The sequence below is a fragment of the Megasphaera sp. ASD88 genome (assembly GCF_002287425.1).
Lineage (GTDB): Bacteria > Bacillota > Negativicutes > Veillonellales > Megasphaeraceae > Megasphaera > Megasphaera stantonii.
Genome location: NZ_NQXW01000030.1, coordinates 1 through 25,012, shown reverse-complemented (window position 1 = coordinate 25,012; position 25,012 = coordinate 1). Strand labels below are relative to the sequence as shown.

Genomic DNA, 25,012 nt, shown 5'->3' with positions numbered 1-25,012 from the left:
ATCCCCTTCAGTAGCACTATTGGGCTCCGGAAGCGGCTGGGAACGAGGACATTCCGGATTTGTGCAGAGCTCATACAAAAGCCCTTCTTGTTGTTTCATTGGGCGTCCACACAAAAAGCATTTTTTGATTGTTTCCATTACAGCTCACTCCTTTTCTGAACATATTCAGCTTGTAAAGCCTGCCGTTCCTGCCGTAGCTGATCGGCGTACTCTTCGTCTTGATCCACCGTGGCGGCGACGATGATGGAGTTTTTGTTGTCCTCTAACTTAGTCGCGTATTCGTTGTCCAATTCGGACAACTTGGCCGCCTGTGTTTCTTCGGCTGTCGGCACGTAGGCAGGTTTGGGCACAAACCTCCCATCGGCTTGCCTGATATACAGCTGATTCTCGGCGTTGTTGCCAAGCAGATTATTGTAATCAGCTGTACTGACTGCTACAAATCCTTTTGCTTGATATTCTGCAATCTCAGCGTCCGTCATAAATACGGCGTCATGGGTCTCACCCCGGTTGCCATCGTCGTCAAATTTAATCAAATAGTCTACATTTGCCATATTAGCCCTCCTGTATAATGTTGATTAAAAAGGATGTGTTACTATGCGTAAACCTAATGGCTACGGTTCAATCAAAAAATTATCCGGCAACAGGCGGCGGCCTTACGTATTTGTCGTAACGCAAGACAGCCGGCAACGACCGATTGAGTATTTGTCTCGTCATTTGCCAAGCGTAGCCCAGAAAAAGCTAGGGTTTTCTCCGACATTATTTGATACATAAAAATAAGTAGGGTTAATATATCCGACCGACAGCGGTACTACGCTAGTCGATAAAGTGCCGTTGTTGTGAGTGACAAAAATTTTATACGTGGCATCTTGATAAGCAAGCGGCATAGTTACGGCAATGCCTGAGTTATTGATGATAGTTTCAGTTCCCCACTGTACAATTAGACCGCCAAATAGTTTGCCAAAGTTTATATAGCCGTTTTGTGCCATCAGGCCGGACGCTCCCAGTGCCGGCACGGTAAATTTATTGCCGTCCCAGTTTACCGCTAAATTGCCCTGTAGATTACTTAAAATAGCTGCAATGCTTGCCGCCGGTCCTGTTTTCCAGTCGCTTTGCCCTGTAACTTTTGTAAGCATATTTGCTAAATTTGATAGTAAATTGACTAATGTGTTATTGTCGGCGGTCGGCGCAAGCGCATCATTGATAAGCAAGGCAAGATTTGCATGAGCGTTTGCATCGGTATTATGCGTATTAATCGCTAAATTAACAAACCCTACTGTTGCAAGAGCAGTAGGGTCTATAGTTGCTTCTATGTGATCGACGTTGCTTGTGGTAATGTAAACAGCAAATTCCTGACTTAATACAGTTGCGCTGCCTTGGGCGGGAAGATAGTCTGGGGCCGTATCTGTCGTTACAGCATATAGGATTTCCCCGTCATCTGGGTCTTGGGCAAATACACCGAGCTCTCGTACATAATATCCTTCTTCTAACCCGGCATTAGTAATCGTTGCTTCAATTTTTGTAAATCCATTTTCCATCGCTGTTTTAGCCGCAATTCCTAAATTTTGTTCCGGACGTATCAAATCGGTCAACGCTTCCAATGACTGCCCTTCACTAATAATGCCGCTTCCCAGCTTTAACTTAGTCAAGTTCAAGGTTTCCCCTGCTTCTACTTTTGCCTGCAATACTCTACCTTTATTCGTCAAAATTATTCCATTCCAATTTGGCATATTATTTCCACCTTCCTGCAAATACTAATCGCGCCGCCTTTATATTGCGTGCAGTAAATATCCGGCATATGAAATTCTGACGGATAAATTTCTATTTTCTTGTGTTGATTGACAACCCCACCATAATAAATGGTGCCTTGTATTTCCCGATAAAAACTGAGTCCGTCTAACCAGCTGCGGGTATTCTTCGTTTCATTGATTGCTCGAATTAGACTATCAATTACGGCCTGATTGGGTATTCCTTCTTCGATAAGTCGTACTTGAAAGTGATACGGCTCGCCGCCGTATTCCCAGTTTTCAAATACTTTCGCGGTTTTAAACGCAGCCGTACAGACTTCTTCTACGGCTGCCGGTGTTCCTTTCCGTTTATGCCAGGCAATAGCCTGCCGTACTAAATTTCTCTTTTTCGTAAGGTCCGCAGAATAATCATAAAAATCTACATGATACTGCCAGGCTAATTCGTCTACTAGTTCTTCCGACAGTTCATCTAACCTGGGGAGCAGCAACACGAGCCTCGTCTGCTGGGCCAAATTTCGCATTTCAGCATCAATGGCCGCACAAATGGCCTGTACATTTTTATCACGGTTGATACTCGGCGGGGCAATTTCCTGCAACACGATGTCGCTTAATTTACGCATCTTCAAGCCCTCCCATCGTCACGTTGATAGTTTTAGCTATCGCTACCTGACTGCTTGTTACCGGCGTGTAATTGGGCGATGTCACGACGACACGCTTTGCCCCCGCATCCATAACACGCCGGATAAATTCGGAAGGGTTAATGTCTCTTCCTAACCGCTCTTTTTGCCATAATACGAACGCATCCACAGCTGCCGTAACCTGTATTTGGATTGTCGCGGCACTAGCTTCGTTTTCCCTGTCAATGTAATACGTTGCGGTGAGATCGTATTCCACTTTTGTCGGGGCAACGGCTGTTACCTGGTCTGTCAGCGGCCGCACCGTCCGGTCATTACATACTTCAAGTACAGCATCCAGTATCTCTTCTCCTGGTATTTCCCCACCATCTAGCAAAGGAACTATCTGTACTTTCCCCGGCTGCGGCGACGTAACCGTAACATCAGCAATAAGCGCCGACGCCCGTTTAGCAAAATATTCATAGGCTCCGTCAGGACCTGCGCAGCTGAATCGTTCCGGCGCCTCATGGATAGCTTCCCGGAAGCTGTCATCATCTTCAATATCTGCGCCGCCTTCAGATGTCGTTGTATTGACGATAGACGCTACAAACGGCACCTGATCCACGACCGTCGCTAATTCCCCCGGCAAATACCCATTTCCAATAGGTCCTGCCATCGTACATTGGGCCGAGCCGATTGCTGTCGTTTCACCGGCAATAATCGTAACTGCTTGTTCCAGGGCAAAAAAGACATTATCTCCTGCTGTAATGCGCGTACCAGCAGGTACAAGGGTAGACGTAGCCCGTGCTTCAGATAATGTAATTTTTACCGTCGTTGTAGCCGCTGACGCCGGCAGCCGTTCCGCTCCGACCAATACCCCGATATGATCCAATGCGTCGCCTGTAGCATACCGCAGTAAATTTTGTTTGCCTGTATAATTTATATATTCTCGCGATTGTATAACCGCCGCCGCGATAGTCGATAAAAATAACCGGATAGGATCGCCTTGAGCCAGCGTTCTTCCGGTTATGTCTTTATATAAAGATGTCAATTCCGCTATGATTTCATCTTTATTGCCGGAAACAAATACAATCTCCGGCAAATTACGCAGTTCCATTGATTCTCACCTGTACTTTCGGTTTCAGCGCACCATCCTCACCGTTCCCTTCCCACGTGATATGAGTAACCGTCACGCGGGGTTCATAGCGCCGTATTGCTTTTACAATTTCTGATTCGATGTGTGCTTTTGCTATCGGCAACGGTTTATCTACGTACGCCATATCTACGCCAAACGCCCTGTCTAGCGGTACGCTATACACTGGCGTTGCCAGTATCGTCCGCAGGTTTTGCATGATTTCCTCGTACTCCGTTGCCGGCGCAAAGTTAACGCTGCCGGTATTCACCCCGGCAATCAAGGCCATATCCATTTATATCACCAGCCTTTCTACATACTCTGTCAACGCCACATCGACGGTAACGGACAACACATTCCCGTTAGCATCCCAAAACGTCACTTGTTCGCCAATGCTTTCTATTACCCAGCTGTTCTCTCCTACAGGCTCGCCGGCTAATATCAATACGTCAGCCTCGCCGGTATCCCGCAGCTCACGCAGCTGTTGCACTTCTTTTTCAGGATTCATGCCCTGATCTGCCCGGAACATCATTTTAAAACGAATCTTTTCGACATCCGGCCCTAAAAATTCCAACACTGGTTTTTGTCCGATAATGTCGTGTTTCGTCCATCGTCCAGCAGATTCACGGCTGTACTCCCTAAAAGTGCGTACATAGCCAGAGGCCACAACAAAAGGGATATCGCCAAAATTTCCTACATACATAGCATCACCTATTCGCCAATAAACACATTGCCGCTTCCTTCCGCTACGGTACCGCCGCAGCTGATGGGATCGCCGATACGGGCTGCAGCTTTTCCATTGATAAATACGCTGCTGCTCCCCGATGCGATTACACCTACATGCGGGCTGTGAGTGTCGCAGCTATGGGATTCGTATGAATCGCCGACTCGGCCCGCCCCTTTTCCGTTAATATGCACAGTTTCGCTTGACGTCATAAGCGCTACCGGCGGGCATGTGTCGTGTCCGCTGTTCTTATCTCCCAATCGCGTTGCTTGTGCCATGACCCGCCTCCTTACTCATTGATATGCACTGTGCTGCCCTGTATGGTTACCTTCCCATCGGCAACCAGGTCTATATTCCCTGTCGCATGGATCGTCATATTGCCGCTGCCGCGGTCATGCCTGACGACAGAGCCATCGCCAAAGGTAATCCCCCGCACGTCCGCACTGTTTTCTACAGGCGCATCTGTACGGCTGTAAAACGTACCCAGAATTACGCCGGCGCAAACGCCGCGGCCGCTTGTATTAGGCAGCATCAGGCATACTACTTGTTCGTCGATATCCGGTATCCAATAGTCTTTATCTTGTTTGCTGCCCCGCGTAAGGATACGCAGGTCTTGGGATACCGTATTATCTAAGTCCGTAAATGCCACTCTTGCCGTCCCTGCCGCCGCGTCCACGCTGGATACGACGCCGACGCGGGCAAGCTGTTTAATATCCATCTAAACACCTCCGTACATTGATACTGCTCGTATATCCGGTTCCTATATCATGAGACGCTTCCGTAATGATGTACTTTCCGTCATATACGCCAAATCCCAATAAATTGACCGTAATCCCGGCTACCAGCCGCAAACACCCCGGCAAAGAAAAACTGCCGGTCACTTCTTCTTTATTTTGTTCGCGGAGCTTCTTTTTCGCCAGCCGTTCGGCCTCGGCCACACTCCCCACCTGTTCCCGCACCTGCAGCGTAGGCCCCGTCTTTCCCGGGACGGAAAAGGTGGCTTCTATGACTTCTTTTGTATCGCTGCTCTGGTATTTTACATGACAGGCCGAATAAATATCGCGAATCTTACTCGTCAAACTGTACGAAAGGATAGATGGCAAATATATCATCGTATCCTCTTCCGATTCTGTATCACCTTCTGATTCTTCTTGATTCGGCGGCGGATACACTGTTCCGGGCTTTACAATAGTGAGAGCCGGCTCCTGTGTTTCATACTTGGCTTCATCAAAGATAATGATCTGGCCGTCGCTGACTTTTAGTGCCAGCCCGTTATCGTTGCAAAGCTGCAGCAGGAACGACAAGTCGGATTGCTCTGATTGCTCACAATGATCTAAAACAGGATTTTCTTCCGTATCATAAAACAACTTTAAGTTCGCCGCTGTCGCAATATCGTTGGCGATAGTTTTTAGTTCTGCTTTTTCCCAGCTCCGCGTATGTACCTCGCCGCGCAGTTGATTATTGAAGGGTACCGATACGGCTTTGATACCAACTTCCGACGGGTAGCCGTTGCTTGTAATTTCGTCGATTTCAAACAGCCCCAGCCGCAGCGTTTCAGGCAGCTCATAGGCGCTTTTCCAAAACAGCGTTGTCATGCTGACGTCCAGTACGGCGCCCTTTTCCGGCATCCAGTCATTTTGCCAAATACCGGCCCTATCTTCTAGCGAGAGCTGCAAGTCGTCAGCCTGGCCGCTCATAGCGTCACGGTAATTCATAGACTTGAGATACTGATTGATATCAGTCGAGATATCCGCCGCATTATATAACACGGATACCTGTACTTGTCTGACCATTCTTCATCGCCTCCAGGGCGGCAATGTGTTGGCCGTTGGTTTTATATAATCCGGCACGGACAGTACGACACCCGCCGGAAACACCATGACATCTATATATGACGGATTCGCTGCTATCAATGCGTTCATTCCGCCCTCATCGCCGTACAATCGGTATGCTATGCTGTCCCACATATCGCCCTGGGCCGTCGTATATGTATTAGCCATAACTCAGCCTCCTTATTTCAAAAAATTCATCCTTTCGGGCATGAAAAAAGCCCAGCGTATCGCTGAGCTGAGAATTAATGATTTAATTATGCAAATACAAACTTTTGAGATACGTCATTGTACGTTTCCCGATACATCGTAACATCTTCTTGTTCGTTTTCATTTTTATTACATCTACATAAACGCTGTTCTTTTTGACGTATAGCTAAGCGAGCAGAGAATATTGCCAATACCATAGGAAATATTAATATCATCTGCCAAACAACGTAAAACCTTGCTAAGAGATTCTTTTCTTTGCAAAATATCATAAATAAAACAGGTATGATCAAAAAATGAAGGAAGGGCAATACTAAAGCAATTTTGACTCTCCCTTCCAATACGCAACTCTGATTTAATCTAAAAATAATAGACATGACTATCCCAACGTATGTTGCAATTACCATTACGATTGTCAGCATAATCATATTGCTCACGCCTTTCTACGGTAATGTCACCTTTTGCAAACCAACTACTTCCCCATTCAAAAGCATATGCAATAGGTAATATAATTGCAATTACATATATAAAGGATTCACTTCCCCAAACTGTGATCTGATTAGTTGACTTCACCAAAGAAATAACACTTCCACCATCAGTACTAACCAAGGCTGCAACTCCAATTAAACCAGCTATAGCTACCAACCCTATAATTGCAACAATAATTATAACAATAGTGCTATATACTTTCCTTACAGTACTATCTGCCTTTATACTGATTGCATACAATAACTGAGAAATGGCAAAAACTGCTAAAGTATTAAAAAATGCTTTACCATTCTCGGTATTTGTCCACAAAATTAACAACGATATCCAAGTTGCTACAATTCGCAATATCAGAATTTTACTGGCTTCATACATTCCATATTTAGGAGCAAGGACTTTATCACTTTCATTTTGAGTACAGTCATTCACTTTACTTTACTTTACTTTAGCCCCCTTATTTATTTTTATTATAAATTAAATATTGCAAAAAAACAATATTTGTGGTATAAGAAACATTTTTTAGCAACACATTTGCAGCCAATAAATTTTCCTCTTGACTTTTTGTGTTCACTAAAGTATTATTTAATTGTTGGAACTCAATAAAAGTGAGGTGACACACATGAGTCCACGAACAGGAAGACCAAAAGCAGTAAATCCTAAAAACATTGACCTAAAGGTAAGAATTGATTCAGAAACAAACAAAGCATTGGAAGCTTATGCTGAAAAAAACGCAATTACCAAAGCTGAAGCTGTTCGTAAAGGCATTTACTTGCTTTTGTCTACAAATTAAAATAGAGCACCGCTACCCTGGAAAAGTTTCGATGCCCTATTTACGCAAGGCGTTTCCGCCTATGAAATATTATAGCATATGCGGGAGCTCCTTTTCAAAAATATTTGAAAGGGGTTTTGTCATGGAAAACTTAGTAGAAGTAAAAAATAATCAAGTAGTTACCTCTAGTCGTCAAGTGGCTAAATTTTTTGGAAAATTACATAAAAATGTGTTACAAACAATAGAAAATATCAAAGCTGAAAATTCAGCCGTGACTACTTGGTTCTATAAAACGAGTTACTCCGCAGGTACGGGTAAACAGTACCCCGAATATTACATGAACCGCGACGGCTTCTCGTTGCTCGTTATGGGCTTCACCGGCCAGAAAGCCATCGAATGGAAAATAAAGTACATCCAGGCCTTCAACCAAATGGAAGAAGCCCTCAGGCAGAAACCAACCACGCCAGCACCGGTGCTCAAACGGGTTACCTACAAAGGCCAAATCATGATGCAGTCCGTAGATCTTGCGCAGCTGACGGGATTATCGAACGCGACGCTTTTGACACAAGCGAAAAAGCATAAACTTTGCCACATATTACTAAATGACGATACGCTGAAAGTTTTCAAACTCGAAAACCATCTGCGTACTGGCGCGTCTCGCGTCGTCCTGTACCCACGGGATACCGTCGTTTCCCTGCTCATGCTGCGGAATCTGTACTCGAAGGTTAAAAACGTGATTCTGGATTATTTCAAAGTTTCCTGCCCTGCCCCAGACACAGAAAAAGCCATCAGCCTACAGGGCGATGGTATTGACCAGAAAATCAAAAAGTTGGAGCAGGAAGCGGCAACGTTAGACGGCTTGATTCAAAACCTAACAAGTTATCGCCGCACAAAAGAAAAACATATCGAATATATAGGCGTCGCGCTTGAATTTGCCGCCGATTTATTTACAAACATACATCGCCTTCGCGATAAAGTAACCGCTTTAGAGGCTTAATTTCTTGCCGGATCACTCACGTGGTCCGGCTTTATATTTCGTCTGAACTACAAACATAAATTAATTATTCATAACTCAGCCTCCTTTGCTGCGCCGCCACCCGTTTCAGCAGGGCTTCAAATTCCTGCATTTTTTGCTCCATCAGCGTATCTATGGCCGCGACATCTGCGCTGCCGCCTGTCACCGTAATCTGTGGGGCAAACGTCGCCGTGATATTCGTTCCCTGGCCCAACGGATTTCCCATAATGCGGTTTGTCTGCGCCAACAAGCCAATATTACGGCGGTTCGGCGTATGGGGAATGGCGCTTTCCCCGGATTTTTCAGCAAAACTGGTCAGGAATGCACCGCGGCGATAGACGCCGCCTGTCGCATTTTGCGCTACTGGCCCGCCTCCACTCGCAGCAATGGACACATTGCCGGAAATCGGCGACGACAGCAGACTTTTCAAGGATTCCCATTTTTCAGAAACCCAATCAAAAATGCCTCCTAAATAGTTCCGTACACCATCGCAAAACTGCTGCAGTGCCAGTTCCGGGTCCTCCCATAAGGTCGTAAACCACTGCTTGATGGTATCCCAATTATTATAGATGAGCAGACCTGCACCAATAGCAACGGCTGCCAAAGCCATCCATGGATTTGCCATAATAATGGCCCACAACGCCCTGAATCCTGCGCCAAGACTGCCAAGGACAGCTCTCGTAGCTCCTGCCGCCCCGTTAAATACCGTTTGCGCAACGGCCCAGCCTCTCGTCAGAATGATTCCCTGCCGAATCTGCGCGTTGTGCCTCAATAATACGGAAATGCTTCCGGCCAGCCATTTGCCTCCGTAAAAGATACCCTTGGCAAAATTTCCCGCCGCGCCAAAGGCAATGACGGCCGCCGTACCGACGACGATCGCTTTCGTTAGCGTAGGATATTGCATTGCCGCCCCGCCGATAGCCGTCGCCAACGTGCCTACGCCTTCCGCCAAGGGAACGATGACAGGCAATAACCCGTTGGTAATGGCAATCTTGGCTGCATCCATCCGGTTATTCATCAGAATCAGCGAATTAGCCGTCGTACCTGCCCGTGCTTCAAATTCTTTTTCCATGCTCCCCGCATATTGTGCGGCTTCTCCGGCGCGCTTAAAGTTTGTTTGTAAGGTATCCAGTTGCGTAAGCAGTGGCGCGATAGCAGAGAGCGATTCGCTGCCAAACAGGTCCTTCATCGTAGAGGCCTGCACTTCTTTTGGCAGCTGCCTTAATCGCGTGAGCACATCAATAATCGTACCTTGAGCATCTTCTTGCATCCGTTTTGCAACATCCGTTGCGCTTAGTCCTAATTTAGCAAATGCGGCTATCTGGCTTTTTGTCGCCGATTCCCCCGATACCAGACCCAGCGCCATGTTTTTAATACCTGTCGCCGCGATTTCCGACTGCACGCCGACGCCGGCCATCGAAGCACCTAACGCGGCGATTTGCCCGGCATTGATCCCGGCCACTTCACCGAGCGGTCCTACGCGGGTCACAATATCGGAAATATCATTTGAGCTGGCAGCCGTTACATTTGACAAATAATTTACCTGGTCTGCCAGTGTAATGACTTCTTTTTGATTCATGCCGAATGCCGTCCGCCATTTGGCCATCATCTCACCGGCTTGATCTGCGCTGATGTCAAAGGCAATGCCCATCTTTGCGGCAGATTCGGCAAATGACGTGAGTTCATCCCGTGCAATGCCGGACTGGCCGCCGGCCGCGACAATCGCGGCCAATCCATTCGCAGTCATCGGCAGCCGGGTCGACAGCTCCAGAATATCACTGCTCATTTGTTTAAACTGCTGCGGCGTATCGAAATCTACGGTCTTACGAACATCGGCCATAGCGCTTTCAAATTGTATGGCACTTTGCGTAAACGAGAACATGCCCTGCGCAGCACCTACCAACGCGGCGCCTTTCGCAAATGCTCCCATGGATTTCGCGCCCAGCTTATTAATTCCAGCCTGTCGTTCCATCACGGCACGCTGCTGTTCGTTTAGTTCGCCTAATCTTGCCGTAAGCCCCGTTGTCGTCGACTTATAGGCCTCTTCGCTCAATGTGCCGGCTTTATAGTCTTTTTCCGCCGCTTTCAACAGGGCTTTATTCTCCCGTATCTTTTCATTCAGTGCACTGATTTCTTTATTGGCACTGCCGAAAGACGCTTTAAAGTTCCCTTGAAGAAAGGCCGCAATTTTAAAGCCAAATTCAAATTCTTTCCCCCCTGCCATGCTACCCTCCTTCCGCAAAACATGATATACTTAACATAAAGAAGGTGATCGTATGTTTTCAAAATTAGTACATATCGCTGGGTCGCTCGCTTGCGCCGGCATCACCGCCCTTATTGGCGGATTCCTGACAACCGGATTGATTTCTCTGCTTGTCGACGGGATATGCGCCTGGCTTGGCATCCCTATGAACTTTATGGAAACCTGGGCAGGTTCGCTCGTCTTTGCTTTGTCCCTGTTCGTTTGGGGCGGTATCGGGTACCTGCTGGGCAATGTCCTTCAATCCGCTGTCGATTCGTTTTTTAACCGACAAGCCGAATAGCTCCGTTCTCTTAAAAGAGGCGGGGCTATTTTTTATGCAGCATTTCCGTTATCAAATCCGCGTATTCATTTAGTTCCTCAATAGTCAGGGATAGATAAAAGCCGACAGACGTATAGCTTTGCATAGCTAAGGCCAGTGCCGCTTTCTTCATCTCCCGGCTGTTACGAATCCCTAATTCAGCAAAAAATTTGTCATCGGAACGATCAAGCTGCGGAAATCGTTTCCTGGCAGTGCCAATATATCGTCTACCGGCACGCCAAGACACCGGGCCGCTAAGGCCGCCTGGAATTTCATGGACAAAAATACGGTTGGCGTCGTATCTCCCATAGCCCGCACTTCCTGTTCCGCCATGATGAAATCATTGCCCGTCAGCTTATCAAAATCAATCGTTAACTCTGTTACTTCTTTATCCTGAATCCTCAAAGGGTGCTTAATTTTTATAATCATATGTTGCCCCTCCTATGCCAATCCCAAATTTTCGCGGACGCTGGCCAGATAATCCATGCCATTAATCACGCAGATAAAATTATACTTATCTACTTCAAGCACCGTTTCCCCGTCAATATCGACCTTGAGATAGGTTACTTCAATTACATTGGACGTATCGGTTGTCGTTCCGACTTCGAGTTTCCCTAATTCGGTGTTTTTCGGTATTCCCCGAATCACCACTTTCGTGCCGATGGTCTTTAATGTGGCACTGTTACTGTCGTATACCTGCTGGGAACCTCGTAAATCCAGGGCCACCCCGCCGAATACGGCAAGTTTGATATTTGTCTTTTCCAGTGTCCGCCAGTTCAGCGTCAGCTCCATGCTGCCGAAATGCCCCATAACAGGGCTGTCTACTTCTCCGGCAACGCCTGCACCTTTGACGGTTTCCGTCATCGTTTCCAGCGATGGCAATTCTACGTCAGCAACCCCGACAAGATCATTGCCGTTTTCATATACTCTGAAGTTAATCAACTTCTCTGGTACATTCATATCGCGCTTCCTCCCTTACTATGCAAACAACGATTCAAAATACGACGGGTCATATTCAATGACGTTTTCGATTTCACGGGCCGGCGTCGGCGGCGTGAAATACGTATGGAAGGTAATAATTCCGTCTAACAGGCTGGTCGTCGGATTTTCATCCTGCCGGAATTCTATCCGGCCGCCTAACAATACCCCTTGCGCTACAAATCCATTCAAGCGGATGTTTTCACTGTCTACCACCGTTTGAATTAAGCGTTTATTGATAGGCGCGTCTACTTTAGCCCAATAGGTTTGGATAAACGTCTGCGCATGCCAGTTAAACATACGGCGGATAGACAAAAAGGCGTCTTTGGGGTCCGTATTCGCAGGATAGCAGCCCGTGCGGTTTCCCCAAATTTTCCAACCGCCGATAAAATTCAAGCAGGTAATCACGCCTTCGCCGTTTAAATAGGCCCCGGTATCCGGCCCCAGCACAACTTCCGTCCCATCGGCCAGGCACAAGCCGTTGATCTGGGCAGCGTGATTGGACGGGCTGACGTAGGGAATATCATCATTGTCCGCATCTGTCTGTCCAATCACGCCCATTACATGCGTCGACAAGTGATATATGTCATCGCCCATGCGCACCATAGGCCAGCATACAGCCATGTCTTCGCCAGTATAGTTGTTGTTAGTTTTCCAGGCGCTGACGTCTGTATATTTGGTAACGCCGGTGCTGTCGCATGGAATATCCACTAATACGCTGGCTTTGAAATGGCTGTTAATATTGCCGGCTTTGGATTTCATCACGGCTGCTACTTCGGGATTATCCGACCAGCCGGGTGCAGCTACCATGCCGGGAACCATCCCGAATAAAGGAAATACCTGATTGAGCGTTTCCAGCCCCTTGAGGCTCCCGTCGCTGACCGATATGCCGCCGATAATGTCATCTGCATCTACTGCTGTCGGGTCTACTTTGTCGTAGTCCAGGAATACGCTTGTAGCTTCAGCCAGTTCTCCGTCTTCAAGCACTGTAATAACGAGCGCACCATCGTCATTATATGCTGCTTCATAGTCCGTCCCTTCCGTTAAAGCCTGCCCTGCGCTGGCTTTTTTTACTTTCAGCGTTTCCAACAATACCGGGTCGGTTATCGTTGCGGCCTTATTTGTCAGTGTTACCTCGTTATCCGTTACCGCTTCCTTATGGACCGCCGGGTCCAGGACATTGACCAGTACGACTGGCGCTACGTTATACAGCGCAAACTCGCTGTATATAGCTTCGCAAAGCGTATAGCTTTTCCAGTCTTTACTATACCCAAACGCGGCTACAGCTTCGGCATAACTGTAACAAAGTACCGGCTTATTGGCGGCCGCTCTGTCCGTTGCCAAATGCACCGGAGCCGTCCCAAATACTACCGGTAAGCCTGCCGTTGTATTGACGGCAGGAATAATCGACGTCGGTACTTCCGACGTATATACGCCATGTTTATATGCCATTTACTTCACTCCCCATTTCGCAGCTAACGTATAATACTTGTGCAGCGGCGTACCGGCTTTTGCAATATCCGATTCTGCTGTGTTCAGTTCTGCAACCGGCACAAACAAGTGCTTTATTTGCGGACACTCGGCAAATACATTGTCAATATGCGTCGGGTATCCGCCAATAAACACCTGGTATTGGACTAGCTTATAGCCCTTCAGCGTCGGGCCGACATATATTAAGCGCTGGGGCTTTGCTGCCGCAGCGCTTTTCGTTTTCCTTACCATTCCATTTCCTCCTCTATAGGCTGGCCAATCGTATACATAGCTTCTATTCGTCCCTGCCACTGTGGGAACGTCTGTACATCGCATAATTCCCCTTTCAGCGGCAGCTCCAGCCGGTTCCTGCCGTTTAGCGTCCTCTTTTTCAACAGGGCCTGCCGGACATGCTCCATCAGGTTATACAGGGACAAGACGCCATGTTCCGTATCGTCGTCGTAAATACTGAAGCCGATTTCTATCTTCGCCTGGCTAAAAGTATGATCCGCTTTATCTGTCCATTCCAATGCCAGTACATAGACATAGCTTTCTTTTTCCGCCGCCTGCAGCCGCAGTGGCGGATACCCAGCATAGACGGCTACTGGGCGCACTCCTGCTTTCTGCGTCGTGCTGTAATCCGCAAGGACTATCTTCAGGTAATCCTGTACGTTATTCATAAGTTCTATGGTTGTCATTATGTCCTCCCATACCGGTACTGTACTTCATGCAAAAACCGTTCTTGCAGCGTCGTCTCCGCAATAGGGATAAGGATTTTCATAGTTTCCTCGTTGCCGAACATTTGCGGTACGCTGGGGCCATAGGGTATGCGCAAGGGATAGCTGGCAGGCTGCGTACGATGTAGCGGCCCTTTCTTTGCATGAACAAACAGCCCTTTAACGGGCTTTCTGCTTCCTGCTTTGAGTACGCGTACCGTTGCCGGTCCCCGTTTCCGGACGCTGACGCTAAAATTACTGAAATGCAGGGTTTTACCTGTCGCTAAAATCATGCCACGGGCTTCCCCCCTGCGAGCTCTCTTTGTTTTTAGCGCTGCCTTAATATCTCCGGCAGCAATGACATAGCGCGCCCGGATCGTCTTACTAACTTGCGTCTGTACTTTGGTAATTGTACGGTTGATGGCCGCGTCCGCAGCCTTATGTATCTCCTGCGGGAAAGCGACCAACAAGTTTCTTGCCGTATCTACCGATTGTGGGTCAACAGATATTTCAATCATCGGTCATGCACCACCAGCTGAATCGTTAAGATGCCCATATCATCAGCACAGCTCTCCACTTGATACATTTTGCCGTCGAGTACAAATACCTGTAGCGGCACAGGCACCTCCGGCAGCGATTGCTTTAAACAGTTTACCTGTACACGGCTGCCATAAATGCCTGTATACGCCTGCCCGAAGTCTTCCGCTGCTTCCGCAACGGAGATATCCTGTACAACAGCCTTACATTCCGTTCCATTCAGGTCATGTGTATCAGCAAATTCCATGTCGTTGATAAAAATAGCGGCGTTATCCGCCGCTATTTGTTCTTTGAAGGTTTTCATTTTACAGTGTCCTTAAGGTCTACGTCAGGAAGCCCTTCCGGTTCCGGCGGTTCTGCTGCCGCAACAATGGCATCAATGATATCTTGCTTTTTAGTAGCTTCGCCAATATCGATGCCGTTTTCTTTGGCAAATTCTTTCAGCTGCGCCACTGTCATGCCGTCCAGATTAAGGCTTTCCTCGCCGATTTCGTTGTCGGCGGCTTCTTCCGGCGTATCCGGCACATATTCAAACTGCTCTGGGCTTGCCGTTACCAGCTTTTGGGCTTCTGCCGCCGGAATATCAATTTCCGCACCTGCTCCAAAGGTAAGTCCTGCATAACGCAGTTTAAACTTTTTAACACGGATTTTCATTCTTTAATCCCCCTTATTTAACTTTAAGAACAGCCCAGTCGTCCATCCATTCAGGGCAGACCACGCAGCGGCTGCTCATCGCAAGGCTCGAAGTATCGCTTTCCAGGTCAACCGTTACTTTCGGGATGTACTGCCCTTCATAGGTGTAATACTGACGGTCTGCTTCGAGCTGGGTTACTGCGCCGTACAGGCGTTTGCCGCGGCCCGGAATGCCGATAATCATGTGGTCGTCCGGAATGTACGGGGTAAAGGTTCCGTCCTCATCTTCGTAGCCACCATCATAGGCGTAAATGTCAAGGCTCAGTGCGGAGATATAACCAACGCGCATCAGTTCCGGACGTACGAGGCGCGGCTGAATAGACAAGAGCGCCAGGTTATCGCGGCTGGGTACAAGCATATACTGCCGCAGCTGCTCATTGTTAATCAGGTAATTTGCTACATTCGCGGAGCAAATAGCAACGGTCGGAACCAGGCCCGCATTACGGCGGATAGTCTGGGAGGCGTCTCCGATGTCGTCATAAGGTTTTGCGGTAGTAGTATTATCCCAAGTTAAGCCGCTACCGCTGATGGTAATTTTGTTATCGAAACCGTCAAAAGTAATGGTATCAATAATCGTACTCTTGCCGTCATCTGCATAACCGGCTACCTGACAGCTGCCATTAAGCAACACCTGCGCCGCCATCCATTCTTCGCGGCGGGCAATGCTGTCAATCAGTTCTGCCATATCGTAAGCACGCAGCGCCTGGGCACGTTCTGCCGGAGTACGCTGGCTGTAAATGGTTTCACCAAATCCGCGGCGCATAATATCCGATGCTTCAATAACGCGTTTAGGTTTCATCAGCGGTGCTTTATATACGCGCAGCTGGCTGCCGCTGCGTGCCATATTTACGCCTTTAGCGCCGGGAGTTACAAACGGCGCCATTTTGCGCGTGCCTTTACGGTATTCCATTTCAACGGTTTCTGTAACAAAGGTGCGCACTTCCGGGAAAAAGGTATCAACGAGGGTAGTGGTAGGTTTAAAGCTGCGCTCCACTACGCCTAAAAGGGTTCTGGTATCGTCAAGGTTAATCATCGGTTAAGCCTCCTTTACGCTTTAACGCTGGTCAGGTAAATACCAACGTCACGCAATTCTTCTTCGTGTACTTCGACAGTATCTTCTGCCGGTACAATCAGTTTTTCGCGGTTAAACATACCGGCAATGTATACTGGCACTACCAAATCGCCACTTCCGTCCTGGTGTACAGCTTTTGCCAAAACAGCTTTGGCAATCATTGTATCGTTTGCCGTTCCAGTCGGTTTAACAAGCACAGAATATTTTCCGGTTGTAGGTGCCAACGCCAACAGAGTTCCACGGGCAAGGTCTGTGTCTTTTGTAACGCCGGAAAGTGTTACGTTTTTAATAATAGGGGTTACAGCCGTGCCGCCGATAAGTTCGTCATAATGTACGCCCTGCAATTCTTCTACATAAGTCATTATTTTACACCTCCGAATTTTTTATTCATTACCTGCGCCATAGCGTCCATAGCTTTGGCGTCTGCCGCTTTTTCCAAGGCGGCTTCATCAACAGCCCCGGTGCCAATGCCTTCTGCTCCGCTTGCTTTGTTATCACCAATCATATCAGCGACAAGCTGCTGTGCTGCATCCTGCACGACAGGAACGGTTTTTACTGCATCAACATACGTTTTCACGTCATCAGCAGTTTTGCCGTTTTTCTTTGCTTCGGCAATAATAGCCGTCACTGCTGGATTATCGCCACTGTCCAGCGCTTCCAGTGCTGCTACGCGCTGACGTTCAGCTTCCACCGCATTCTTTGCAATCTGTTCTGCGTCCACTGCAGGCAGCTGGGACGCCACATTCTGCACCGGTACCGTGGGCTGATTTTCGTCAACAAGTTTCAAGCCAAGGCCATTTAAAAATGCCTCCAGTTTGTTGTTCATACTTTTTACCTCCACTTTTTTATTAAGGCACGCTTTCAGCGCGTCCTGATTTTTAAAATTTTTAATGTTAAAGTTAACGCTGTTCACTACAAGACTACTGCCGTTTAAAACAGGGCTGACGCTGCCCTGGATTTCATCAACAAAGCCTTTTTCCAGGCACTCTGCTGCGCCCATCCACGTTTCTGCGTCCATCATTGCCGCCAATTCCTCGGCGCTTGCCTTACAGCGTTTACGGTAAGCCGCCACAATGCTGCCCTTAATCGTGTTTAGCGCCTCGGCAGCTTTTAACAGCTCCTCTGCGCCATAATAATCGCTTAACCCGATAGCGGGGTTGTGTATCATAAACAGCGCATTTGCCGGCATGATAATCCTGTCGCCGGCAACGGCGATAATAGTCGCCGCCGACGCCGCAAGGCCGTCAATAACTACCGTTACCCTGCCTTTATATGCTACAAGCTGGTTATGGATGGCATGCGCAGCAAATACGTCACCGCCGCCGCTGTTAATACGCACGGTTACGTCCTTGCCGCCCAGGTTCTCCAGATCTTCCGCAAAAGACCGGGGCGTTACTTCATCGCCCCACCAGCTGCTTTCGCCTGCAATTGGTCCATACAGTAAAATCTCGCTATTTCCATTAACTTCGTTTTTAACCTGCCAAAATTTACTCGGCATTATTCGTTTCACCTCCCCCGCTGTCGCCGCCGGTATTATCTGCCCGCGGTACTTCAAGCCCTTTGCTTTGCCAGGTGCTGTGTTCAATAGCAATCTGGTCAATGTTGTTATCGTAATCAGTACCAGTAAGTTCCGCCGCCTCGCGCTCGCCAGTAGATAAGCCGTATTTTATGCGCAGCGCCGCACCGTTTACTTCTTTTACCGGGTCCAGCAAGCCCATTACCGGGCCGAACCAGTCCGCACCACTCCATGCTTTTGTAATAACGGGGTCCGTGCCAAAGCCCGGCGCTTTTATGCGCCCGATGGCAACGGCTTCTGCAAGCCAGCTTTCGTAGATTGGCTGGCAAAAGTCACGTGCAAACCAGGTGCGCCTTGTTCTAAACACCGCCGCTGCCTGCAAAAGCGCAGCACGCGCCGCTGAATAGGACGATTGAAAACGGCTAAGCAAAACCTCTGACGGTATGCCAAGCGATGCACCAATCTGGCAGATAAGGTTATTTACAAACGGTTCAAACGTGGACAAGTTACGGCTGCCGTCAATTGCTTTAACGTCAATACCTTCCGGCAAAAGATTAAGCGTACCTGCGCCGACTTCAATGCCGTCCAAATCCTCCGGTGCCACACGTTCATGCGGCCCGTAAGTGCTTGCCAGCACATCGCCGATGTTATTTGTGCTGCCGGTACCGCTGGTAAAAAACAGGGTAAAGTAGCTTTTTACAATCGCCGCCGTCAGCTCTGCTGATGTGTAGCGGCTTACCTGCTTTAGTACTTCGATTGCCGGCGCAATGTATGGAACGCCGCGGTATTGTTCCGGGCGTTCCTCATGACTTATTTGCAGCACATTTCGGCGTCCACTTCGCCTGCCAAACGCCTCTACCCTTACCCAATCCAGCTTGCCTGCCGGGTTTGTTAAATCAAACGGCACTCGGTTAGCAATCCAGTAGGCTACCACAGCTCCGTCAGCGTCAATTTCCACGCCGCTGATAATGCGGTTGCCGGTGTTGGGGTTAATTGTTTCCACCACCCACGGCGATACCGGCCCGAAAGCCGTTGCGGCGTCCGGATTGCAAACACGGCTTGCTTCAAACAGCTGAATGCGCGTACAGTACGGGCAGCCTGCCAGCGGCTTACGGTATTTAATCGCCGCCCAGGCATCGCCATCTATTAAGTAAGACAGGTAAACAATGTCCTGCATATCGTAAAAATTGTTTTTACGGTATAAATCGCAGGCATTGCTTTCCGCCCACAGGTTAAATTCACGGACTGCGTGGCGCTGCCACTCTTTCGCCTGGTCTGCCGAAAGCCCTAAAAGCTTATAATCAATCTTTGGCGATACGCGCAGGCCTGCGCCGATAACATTGTTGCGACTGCTGTTAATAGCACCTGCACCAACTGCGGAGTTATAAAATAAATCCGTACTGCGGCTGCGAAGCAAAGGCAAGTTAACATCAACATCTGCTTTTGTACTGGATTTTAGGGGGTAATATCCTTTTAATGCAGTTCTGGTCCTGCTTGCCCCGCCTTCGCTGTAACGGCTGTTAATAACAACGGGCGCGGATGCCTGTCTGGTAGGATGCCGCGCCCGTGCCGGGTATGTTTTTTTACGTTTTTTCATGGTTCTGCCTCCTAATCACGCATAATTACCTGCATCGCACGGCGTGCGCCGCCGTTTCCGCTGCCGTCTACAGTCGCGCCGGCGGCAATAAGGCTGCTGATTGCCTCGCGAATTTCGGATAAATCTGCCCTACTCAGCGTGCGGTTGCCAATTTTATAGCTTTGTCCGGCTATCAAAATAGCCTTTTCTGCTTCTAAATACTGCTTCAAGCGCAGGTTTAAAGCTTCATTTGCCACGTTAATCACCTCTTAAGCCGCGTTTTATGCACCCAAAACTACGTTTTACGGCGTTTTTTTGCACCTTTGGCGCACTTTTTTGCGGTTTTTCGTTATTATTTCCGCTGTTAACCAACTGCTCCAGCTGTTCCCAGTCCACATTCATGCTATGCAGGCAGGCAAGATTGTAAACGCGCAGGTCAAGCGGTTCATTCCGTTTATCTTTGGCAATATTCTCCCATTGCCATACGACGCGCCCATTTTTCTTTCGCGGCACGCGCTGTTCGGCGATTAAGCCGCGGAAATAAATCTCATCATAACCGCGATTCCATAAAAGCTCGCTTATTGCCTCGTTTTCCGGTAAATCCTGCGGAAAATGAAAATATTTCGGCCCTGGAACGTCAATAGCCAGCCTATCCATAACGTACTGCTTGCCGCTATCCGTGCCGATCAGCACCAAGGGAATCGTCCTTCCTCGTGACGTTTTCACTTTGGAGTATTTATGGATAATCGGTACGCCCGGCGTCGATGCCCCTTTAATGGCAAACCGCTGTCTAGCTAAATGACGTTGGCAGTACGCGTATACTTCTTTCCCATAATGCCCACCGCTGTCGATAAAGGTGCGGGCTACAAGGAGCCCCATTCCATTACGGAACCGGTATTCCCTATCCAGCTGTTCATCGAGTTGTTTCCATACGGCGGCCGTGTCCGGTGCGCCCAGGATAATACCTTTTTTGATGCCCCAACATTCCTCATTTTCTCCCCAGCCGACAATCTCATACTCCAGCCGGTTGTCTTGCGTATCAACAGCCGCCGTTAAGATCAGCACGCCGTCAGGAAGTTCCGCATCATACGTTTCCCGGCGCCGCAGGAATCCGTCGATTCCATCAAAGGCGCCTTTATGCTCATACGTTTCGCCAAACCGCGTATTGACCACGACTTTTTCCCGTTCAGGATCGCCCTGCGCTTCCAGCCATTCCTGCATAACCTTTATCCAGGGCAGCCAGGGCGACGCCCAGCAGTTTACAAAAAAACTTCGCACGCCTTTTTTCAGCGCCGAAGCGTTCTGCATCACATATTTCTGCGGCACATGCCGCATCTGCCGCTCTGGAAAAGTAAACCCGCAGTCGGGGCACCGCCATGATACGGCGTGAACGGTCACATGCCGCTTCCCCTGGTTATCCGTATGCTCCGCGTGATCCGTAATCATATTCCGGTGCGTCAGCAAATGGTATTCATGACAATTCGGACATTCATGCTGCCATTCTTCCTGAGTTCCTTCCAAATATTCCGCTTCGATACGGCTTTCCCCGGCAAAGGTCGGCGTCGAAAACAAGCCCATGACATAGTTCCAATATGTCGTCATGCGCTTGGCCGCCAAATCTACCGGGTCGCCTTCGCCGCCGGCGCTGTCTGGAAAACGATCTACTTCATCGGCTAATAAAACCCGCACGGGACGACTGGCCAGCCCTGCCGGGCTATTGGCGCCGCACATAATCAGCCTGCCCCCTGGAAATATTTTAGACAGTATCGTGTTATTCCCATCGCGCGTTTTCCCCACGGCTTCGCCCTTAGCCTTAACGTCATAAAACAAGCTGCTCAATACCTTCGTGTCGCGGATCATCGGTGCAATACGGGTCTTGGAATAGTCCTGCGCCATGTCGATAGTCGGCTGAATCATCATGATAGTTGCCGGGTCTAAATGGGCAAACCGGCCGATTACGTTATTCATAATATCCGACTTGCCTATTTGGCTGGCAGATTTCACGACGACACAATGGATACCCGGCTGGGTAAATGCGTCCATAATTTCCTTTTGATACGGTGCGCGGCTTGTCCGCCACCGCCCCGGCTCTGCCGATATGCCCGCCGATAACATGCGGTACGTATCGGCCCATTCGCTGACCGACGTTTTAGGCAACGGTTTCAGCCCGCGGCGGCTTATATAGGCCCATAGCTCATTCGCCGTTTTCACTGCCATCACCGTCCCCAATGGTCTCTTCTGTAAACAAATCCGGTGTATATTCGCTTAGTTCCGCTAATTTCTCTTCTATTTTAGACGTAAGCACCACATAAATCTCTTCTTTGGTGCGCCCTTCAAGCTGCGGGGCCAACGCCGCCGGCAAGCCGAGCAACTGAGTCCTCAAGTTGACCAACATCTCCGTCAACACCATTTCCACTACCTTCGCATCATAGACGCTGCCCTCCATTTTCGCCAAGTTGATCTCGGCCATTTCTCGCTTCGTTTTCTCGTGTTTCGCCTTCTCTGTCCAGTAATCTACCGTCCCGCCTTCGTCGGTTCCGCTCTTTGCCTGATAGTAATTTTTCAAGCTGTCTATGACCAATACGCCGCCGGTTTTACTTCGGGTGACAATGCCGTCGGCAATCAGCTGGTGAACCCGCGGCTGTGTAATGCCCAATGCCCGCGCAAATTCTACCTGCGTCGTCGTGAGCTCCTTTAAGTTCTGAGAAATTTTCACGGCATTGCCTCCTTTCACTTATATTTTTATACGTATCCGGCATACCAAAGCCCTATTTCCTTTACATTACTATGATTTTATGTAATGCATTGCACCCTTATATGCCCCTGCCATGCCTCGCCAGCTTATAAATAAGCATAAAAATTTCTTGAAATCTACGCTTTTTTCGGGGTTCGAAAGCACCTCGGCAGAATTTTCCCCCAGAAAGAACCTATGAAAAATTGGCAGGCGCAGAAGGACTCGAACCTCCGCCTGCGGTTTTGGAGACCGCCGTGCTGCCGCTACACTATGTGCCTATGATTACCTGAAGAACCGATGCCGATTTCCGGACTTTACAGGCCCATGGACCAGCGCCGTCCGGTTATCTGCCTCCCGCTCGTACGACTGACATGCAGACCTGCGACAGGCCTTTGGTGCATGGCACATCTACGCTTATGATCATGCTTGCAACTCCGTACGTCACACTGATCCATGGGTTCACCTGCTTTCATGGCAAACAAAAAAGAGACCCGCTGCCAGAATATCCGGCAGCAAAGCCTCTGTATCTCAAATCTTCACACTATTATTATACGCATTTTTCGAGTGTACTTCCATGTACTCTTTCAAAAGTTTTCAGAGCTCGGCCGTGTAATTTAAAAATACCCTTCCAGCTGTAGTGCAGCTCCGAAGCTATCTGTTCCCACTCTTCACAATTAATGTATCGCGCGTACAACACCGCTTGCTGTTTTCCTTCCGGGACCATGGCAATCATCGCTTTAGCCTCGATGCGCATGTCTATCAATTTATCCCATTCAGCAATCACCTTATCAAAATATTTCTCCAGCTTGACGTATTTATCTGCCAAATCAGATTCTTTAGTCCCAGATACTTTCTCCGATAAGCTGGCGGCTCTCAAGGATAGAATATCAGATTTTACCGCCGTCAGCTCTTTCTCTGCTTGTCGTACTACGTAATTCTGTTGTCGTACACGGTTCAGGTATTCTTTTGCTGTCATCGTATCGCTTTATCTCCTCTCTCGGCCCATCAGGACCAAACTCAACGCCAAACATCTTTAACCCCGCCCATCGGTCTAACGTATGCGGATTACATTCGCAGCATGGGTAATCCTTTTCATGGCAGTGGGCATATACGCAGGTGCTGCAGTTTACTTCTATGTTATCCATATATTTTCAGCTCCCCATATTTTTGCTCCCACGATTCGAGATTTTCAAACTTCTGTCCGCATTCAATTTCCATGCATTTCATAAACTCCGGTATCATAACCTCGCCGTCAAGGATAAGCCAGGCGTAAAACTTTAGCTTTTCCTGCAGCCACCGCAGCCGATTCTGCCGGAAGCCAAACACATCATACAGCGCGTACAGCATCAGCGTATACGTGTACTCCATGCCGGCCTCAGCCCCGGTGTTCTCAGCCTTGCCACTGATCCCCAGGGATTTTTTAAGCCAGCGGATAAAGTCCTGCTTGAGACGCAGATCCAAACCGGCGGCATCCATCGCATCCCGATACGTATTATACCGGTCGCCGTCATGGTTAATATGCCGGCTATACTCATCAACTGCCGCATCGATTTTGGCAAACCTGCCTCGGCCGAAACCGTACCGGTCATGCAGCGCCTGGTAAATTAATACCTGCGTACTGGCAATCGCGGCGTTGACAGCAATATGCCGTCGTGCCTGATTCGATAGTTGCATGTTGACCTCCTACTCCGGCAATGTTATTCTTGCCCATAATGTGCCTTCTTGAATATCAAAATAAGAATCTTTGCTATCATAATCCAATACTTGAAATATAAGATTATCTTTATCAAAAACTTCCAACTTACACATTTTGTAATCGTTATCAATACAAGGATTTTTAACTAATACCGCCTCATCTAACGGCGGTAATACCTTCGTTGCTTTATGCCATTTCATAATCTCACTCTCCCAACCGTCCCTGCCGATACTCACTTGCCGGAATTACCTTACCCCGCCGTACCTCGTCTCGTAGCTGCTTCAAAAGGGGCAATAAATCGCCTGTAAGCGCGTTTAGCGGCTCTTTGGTGTAATTATACTGTTCCATGCTTTCAAAGCCCTTGCCGCCGATTATGGGGCGAATAGCATAACCATATTGCGGGTGTTCCACGAGTTCACACCCCATGCCTCGCAAAATACATAAAATAGACGCCAGGTCATCGGAAATAAATGCCGCATGATATAACAGCCAGGCCCATAGATGATGGTCTTGCGGGTGGTATTTTGCAAATTCGTCGGGGTACTCCTCGACAGGCCAGTTTTCCGGCTTGCGCGCCTCTTCAACACGTCGTACAATATTCTCAACCAGTCCTTTAATAGCCGGGTCCCGTTGCAATAGTTGCGATTTCGGCTGTTCCATCGCTTCCAGCACTTCGCGAAACGCCGATCGGGCCCGGCGGATCATGTCGGCCTTACTCATAGCTCGTTTCGTCGAACCACGACGCCATCATATCGGCCAGATGCAGGGCCGTTACCAAAGGCGATGTACGCTGTGCCGCATTCAGCGTCTGCAATCCATTGTATGTATCGGCCGACGAATCAAAACGCCCCATATGCCAGCGAATCGCCAGCATTTCTTCTTCCGTAAGGCACATGTACGGCAAAATCATCATAACGGATTTTTCGCCATGCCCCAGCGGCA

35 protein-coding genes, 1 tRNA gene and 1 pseudogene are annotated in these 25,012 nt (G+C 48.6%); 3 read left to right on the top strand and 34 right to left on the bottom strand.

The genetic code is table 11. From position 1 onward, the window contains the following. Window positions 1-137 precede the first annotated feature (137 nt). From CJ260_RS11490 to CJ260_RS12695, 12 genes are all read right to left on the bottom strand, one after another. The gene (locus CJ260_RS11490) at window positions 138-551 is read right to left on the bottom strand and encodes a hypothetical protein (protein ID WP_095630290.1); all 414 of its coding nucleotides are present in this window, start codon (window positions 549-551) and stop codon (window positions 138-140) included. 159 nt (window positions 552-710) lie between these two features. Then, on the bottom strand, window positions 711-1,727 hold the full coding sequence (locus tag CJ260_RS11480; RefSeq protein WP_095630289.1) for a phage tail protein: 1,017 nt from the start codon (window positions 1,725-1,727) through the stop codon (window positions 711-713). Further along, a complete protein-coding gene (locus tag CJ260_RS11475; protein ID WP_095630288.1) occupies window positions 1,706-2,365 on the bottom strand; it encodes a phage tail protein I in 660 nt (219 codons plus the stop codon). The genes CJ260_RS11480 and CJ260_RS11475 overlap by 22 nt, the downstream gene beginning before the upstream one ends. After that, window positions 2,358-3,476, bottom strand: coding sequence for a baseplate J/gp47 family protein (locus CJ260_RS11470; RefSeq protein ID WP_095630287.1), 1,119 nt, complete (start codon window positions 3,474-3,476; stop codon window positions 2,358-2,360). Before CJ260_RS11470 ends, CJ260_RS11475 begins: the two co-directional genes overlap by 8 nt. Continuing rightward, a complete protein-coding gene (locus CJ260_RS11465; RefSeq protein ID WP_233127986.1) occupies window positions 3,463-3,786 on the bottom strand; it encodes a GPW/gp25 family protein in 324 nt (107 codons plus the stop codon). Before CJ260_RS11465 ends, CJ260_RS11470 begins: the two co-directional genes overlap by 14 nt. Beyond that, entirely contained in the window at window positions 3,787-4,194 is a 408-nt protein-coding gene (locus tag CJ260_RS11460; protein ID WP_095630286.1) for a phage tail protein, read from the bottom strand. An 8-nt stretch (window positions 4,195-4,202) separates the two neighbouring features. After that, window positions 4,203-4,493, bottom strand: a complete 291-nt coding sequence (locus tag CJ260_RS11455) for a PAAR domain-containing protein (RefSeq protein WP_095630285.1) — start codon at window positions 4,491-4,493, stop codon at window positions 4,203-4,205. 11 nt (window positions 4,494-4,504) lie between these two features. Continuing rightward, the gene (locus tag CJ260_RS11450; protein ID WP_095630284.1) at window positions 4,505-4,933 is read right to left on the bottom strand and encodes a phage baseplate assembly protein V; all 429 of its coding nucleotides are present in this window, start codon (window positions 4,931-4,933) and stop codon (window positions 4,505-4,507) included. Further along, window positions 4,923-6,008: a phage late control D family protein gene (locus CJ260_RS11445; protein WP_095630283.1), complete on the bottom strand. Its 1,086-nt coding sequence runs from the start codon at window positions 6,006-6,008 to the stop codon at window positions 4,923-4,925. Before CJ260_RS11445 ends, CJ260_RS11450 begins: the two co-directional genes overlap by 11 nt. 3 nt (window positions 6,009-6,011) lie before the next feature. Beyond that, a complete protein-coding gene (locus CJ260_RS11440; RefSeq protein WP_095630282.1) occupies window positions 6,012-6,215 on the bottom strand; it encodes a tail protein X in 204 nt (67 codons plus the stop codon). Between the two features lie 86 nt (window positions 6,216-6,301). Further along, window positions 6,302-6,628: a hypothetical protein gene (locus CJ260_RS13240; protein WP_143747694.1), complete on the bottom strand. Its 327-nt coding sequence runs from the start codon at window positions 6,626-6,628 to the stop codon at window positions 6,302-6,304. Further along, window positions 6,612-7,166: a hypothetical protein gene (locus tag CJ260_RS12695; protein ID WP_143747693.1), complete on the bottom strand. Its 555-nt coding sequence runs from the start codon at window positions 7,164-7,166 to the stop codon at window positions 6,612-6,614. The genes CJ260_RS13240 and CJ260_RS12695 overlap by 17 nt, the downstream gene beginning before the upstream one ends. 190 nt (window positions 7,167-7,356) lie before the next feature. Here CJ260_RS12695 and CJ260_RS11430 point away from each other — a divergent pair, with 190 nt between their 5' ends. Next, window positions 7,357-7,527 carry a CopG family transcriptional regulator gene (locus CJ260_RS11430; protein ID WP_095630280.1) on the top strand — a complete coding sequence of 57 codons (171 nt, stop codon included), beginning with the start codon at window positions 7,357-7,359 and terminating at the stop codon, window positions 7,525-7,527. Window positions 7,528-7,648: 121 nt separating this feature from the next. After that, entirely contained in the window at window positions 7,649-8,503 is an 855-nt protein-coding gene (locus CJ260_RS11425) for a Rha family transcriptional regulator (RefSeq protein ID WP_095630293.1), read from the top strand. Between the two features lie 64 nt (window positions 8,504-8,567). On the opposite strand, the gene CJ260_RS11420 is transcribed toward CJ260_RS11425, so the two are convergent. Further along, on the bottom strand, window positions 8,568-10,745 hold the full coding sequence (locus CJ260_RS11420) for a phage tail tape measure protein (protein ID WP_095630279.1): 2,178 nt from the start codon (window positions 10,743-10,745) through the stop codon (window positions 8,568-8,570). Window positions 10,746-10,797: 52 nt separating this feature from the next. On the opposite strand from CJ260_RS11420, the gene CJ260_RS11415 reads away from it, so the two are divergent. Beyond that, window positions 10,798-11,064: a hypothetical protein gene (locus CJ260_RS11415; RefSeq protein WP_095630278.1), complete on the top strand. Its 267-nt coding sequence runs from the start codon at window positions 10,798-10,800 to the stop codon at window positions 11,062-11,064. A gap of 171 nt (window positions 11,065-11,235) precedes the next feature. On the opposite strand, the gene CJ260_RS11410 is transcribed toward CJ260_RS11415, so the two are convergent. From CJ260_RS11410 to CJ260_RS12850, 21 genes and pseudogenes are all read right to left on the bottom strand, one after another. Then, the gene (locus tag CJ260_RS11410; RefSeq protein WP_095630277.1) at window positions 11,236-11,511 is read right to left on the bottom strand and encodes a phage tail assembly protein; all 276 of its coding nucleotides are present in this window, start codon (window positions 11,509-11,511) and stop codon (window positions 11,236-11,238) included. 12 nt (window positions 11,512-11,523) lie between these two features. Beyond that, entirely contained in the window at window positions 11,524-12,042 is a 519-nt protein-coding gene (locus CJ260_RS11405; RefSeq protein WP_095630276.1) for a phage major tail tube protein, read from the bottom strand. Window positions 12,043-12,060: 18 nt separating this feature from the next. Next, complete coding sequence (locus CJ260_RS11400; protein ID WP_095630275.1) at window positions 12,061-13,512, bottom strand: phage tail sheath family protein; 1,452 nt, start codon at window positions 13,510-13,512, stop codon at window positions 12,061-12,063. Continuing rightward, complete coding sequence (locus CJ260_RS11395; protein WP_095630274.1) at window positions 13,513-13,782, bottom strand: hypothetical protein; 270 nt, start codon at window positions 13,780-13,782, stop codon at window positions 13,513-13,515. It abuts the gene before it with no gap. Continuing rightward, on the bottom strand, window positions 13,776-14,228 hold the full coding sequence (locus tag CJ260_RS11390; protein WP_095630273.1) for a hypothetical protein: 453 nt from the start codon (window positions 14,226-14,228) through the stop codon (window positions 13,776-13,778). Before CJ260_RS11390 ends, CJ260_RS11395 begins: the two co-directional genes overlap by 7 nt. Next, window positions 14,228-14,764, bottom strand: coding sequence for a phage tail protein (locus tag CJ260_RS11385; RefSeq protein ID WP_095630272.1), 537 nt, complete (start codon window positions 14,762-14,764; stop codon window positions 14,228-14,230). Before CJ260_RS11385 ends, CJ260_RS11390 begins: the two co-directional genes overlap by 1 nt. Further along, a complete protein-coding gene (locus CJ260_RS11380; protein WP_095630271.1) occupies window positions 14,761-15,087 on the bottom strand; it encodes a hypothetical protein in 327 nt (108 codons plus the stop codon). The genes CJ260_RS11385 and CJ260_RS11380 overlap by 4 nt, the downstream gene beginning before the upstream one ends. Next, window positions 15,084-15,437, bottom strand: a complete 354-nt coding sequence (locus CJ260_RS11375) for an SAP domain-containing protein (protein ID WP_095630270.1) — start codon at window positions 15,435-15,437, stop codon at window positions 15,084-15,086. The genes CJ260_RS11380 and CJ260_RS11375 overlap by 4 nt, the downstream gene beginning before the upstream one ends. A 13-nt stretch (window positions 15,438-15,450) precedes the next feature. After that, window positions 15,451-16,509, bottom strand: a complete 1,059-nt coding sequence (locus CJ260_RS11370) for a major capsid protein (RefSeq protein WP_095630269.1) — start codon at window positions 16,507-16,509, stop codon at window positions 15,451-15,453. Between the two features lie 14 nt (window positions 16,510-16,523). After that, complete coding sequence (locus CJ260_RS11365; RefSeq protein ID WP_095630268.1) at window positions 16,524-16,910, bottom strand: hypothetical protein; 387 nt, start codon at window positions 16,908-16,910, stop codon at window positions 16,524-16,526. Then, complete coding sequence (locus tag CJ260_RS11360) at window positions 16,910-18,046, bottom strand: head maturation protease, ClpP-related (RefSeq protein ID WP_095630267.1); 1,137 nt, start codon at window positions 18,044-18,046, stop codon at window positions 16,910-16,912. The genes CJ260_RS11365 and CJ260_RS11360 overlap by 1 nt, the downstream gene beginning before the upstream one ends. Beyond that, entirely contained in the window at window positions 18,036-19,661 is a 1,626-nt protein-coding gene (locus CJ260_RS11355; RefSeq protein WP_095630266.1) for a phage portal protein, read from the bottom strand. Before CJ260_RS11355 ends, CJ260_RS11360 begins: the two co-directional genes overlap by 11 nt. An 11-nt stretch (window positions 19,662-19,672) precedes the next feature. Then, window positions 19,673-19,897, bottom strand: a complete 225-nt coding sequence (locus CJ260_RS11350; RefSeq protein WP_095630265.1) for a DUF6148 family protein — start codon at window positions 19,895-19,897, stop codon at window positions 19,673-19,675. 1 nt (window position 19,898) lies between these two features. Further along, entirely contained in the window at window positions 19,899-21,857 is a 1,959-nt protein-coding gene (locus CJ260_RS11345) for a phage terminase large subunit family protein (protein WP_233127985.1), read from the bottom strand. Further along, complete coding sequence (locus CJ260_RS11340) at window positions 21,835-22,356, bottom strand: hypothetical protein (protein ID WP_095630264.1); 522 nt, start codon at window positions 22,354-22,356, stop codon at window positions 21,835-21,837. The genes CJ260_RS11345 and CJ260_RS11340 overlap by 23 nt, the downstream gene beginning before the upstream one ends. 222 nt (window positions 22,357-22,578) lie before the next feature. Next, window positions 22,579-22,652: transfer RNA gene (locus tag CJ260_RS11335), tRNA-Trp, on the bottom strand. A gap of 269 nt (window positions 22,653-22,921) precedes the next feature. Continuing rightward, window positions 22,922-23,350, bottom strand: coding sequence for a DUF1492 domain-containing protein (locus CJ260_RS11330; protein WP_095630263.1), 429 nt, complete (start codon window positions 23,348-23,350; stop codon window positions 22,922-22,924). Window positions 23,351-23,511: 161 nt separating this feature from the next. Then, entirely contained in the window at window positions 23,512-24,048 is a 537-nt protein-coding gene (locus CJ260_RS11325; protein ID WP_095630262.1) for a hypothetical protein, read from the bottom strand. Window positions 24,049-24,057: 9 nt separating this feature from the next. Beyond that, entirely contained in the window at window positions 24,058-24,270 is a 213-nt protein-coding gene (locus tag CJ260_RS11320; RefSeq protein ID WP_095630261.1) for a hypothetical protein, read from the bottom strand. A gap of 4 nt (window positions 24,271-24,274) precedes the next feature. Next, on the bottom strand, window positions 24,275-24,790 hold the full coding sequence (locus CJ260_RS11315; protein WP_198947462.1) for a hypothetical protein: 516 nt from the start codon (window positions 24,788-24,790) through the stop codon (window positions 24,275-24,277). Continuing rightward, window positions 24,783-25,012: pseudogene (locus CJ260_RS12850) on the bottom strand (hydrolase); the annotation flags it as partial. The gene CJ260_RS11315 and the pseudogene CJ260_RS12850, both read right to left, overlap by 8 nt.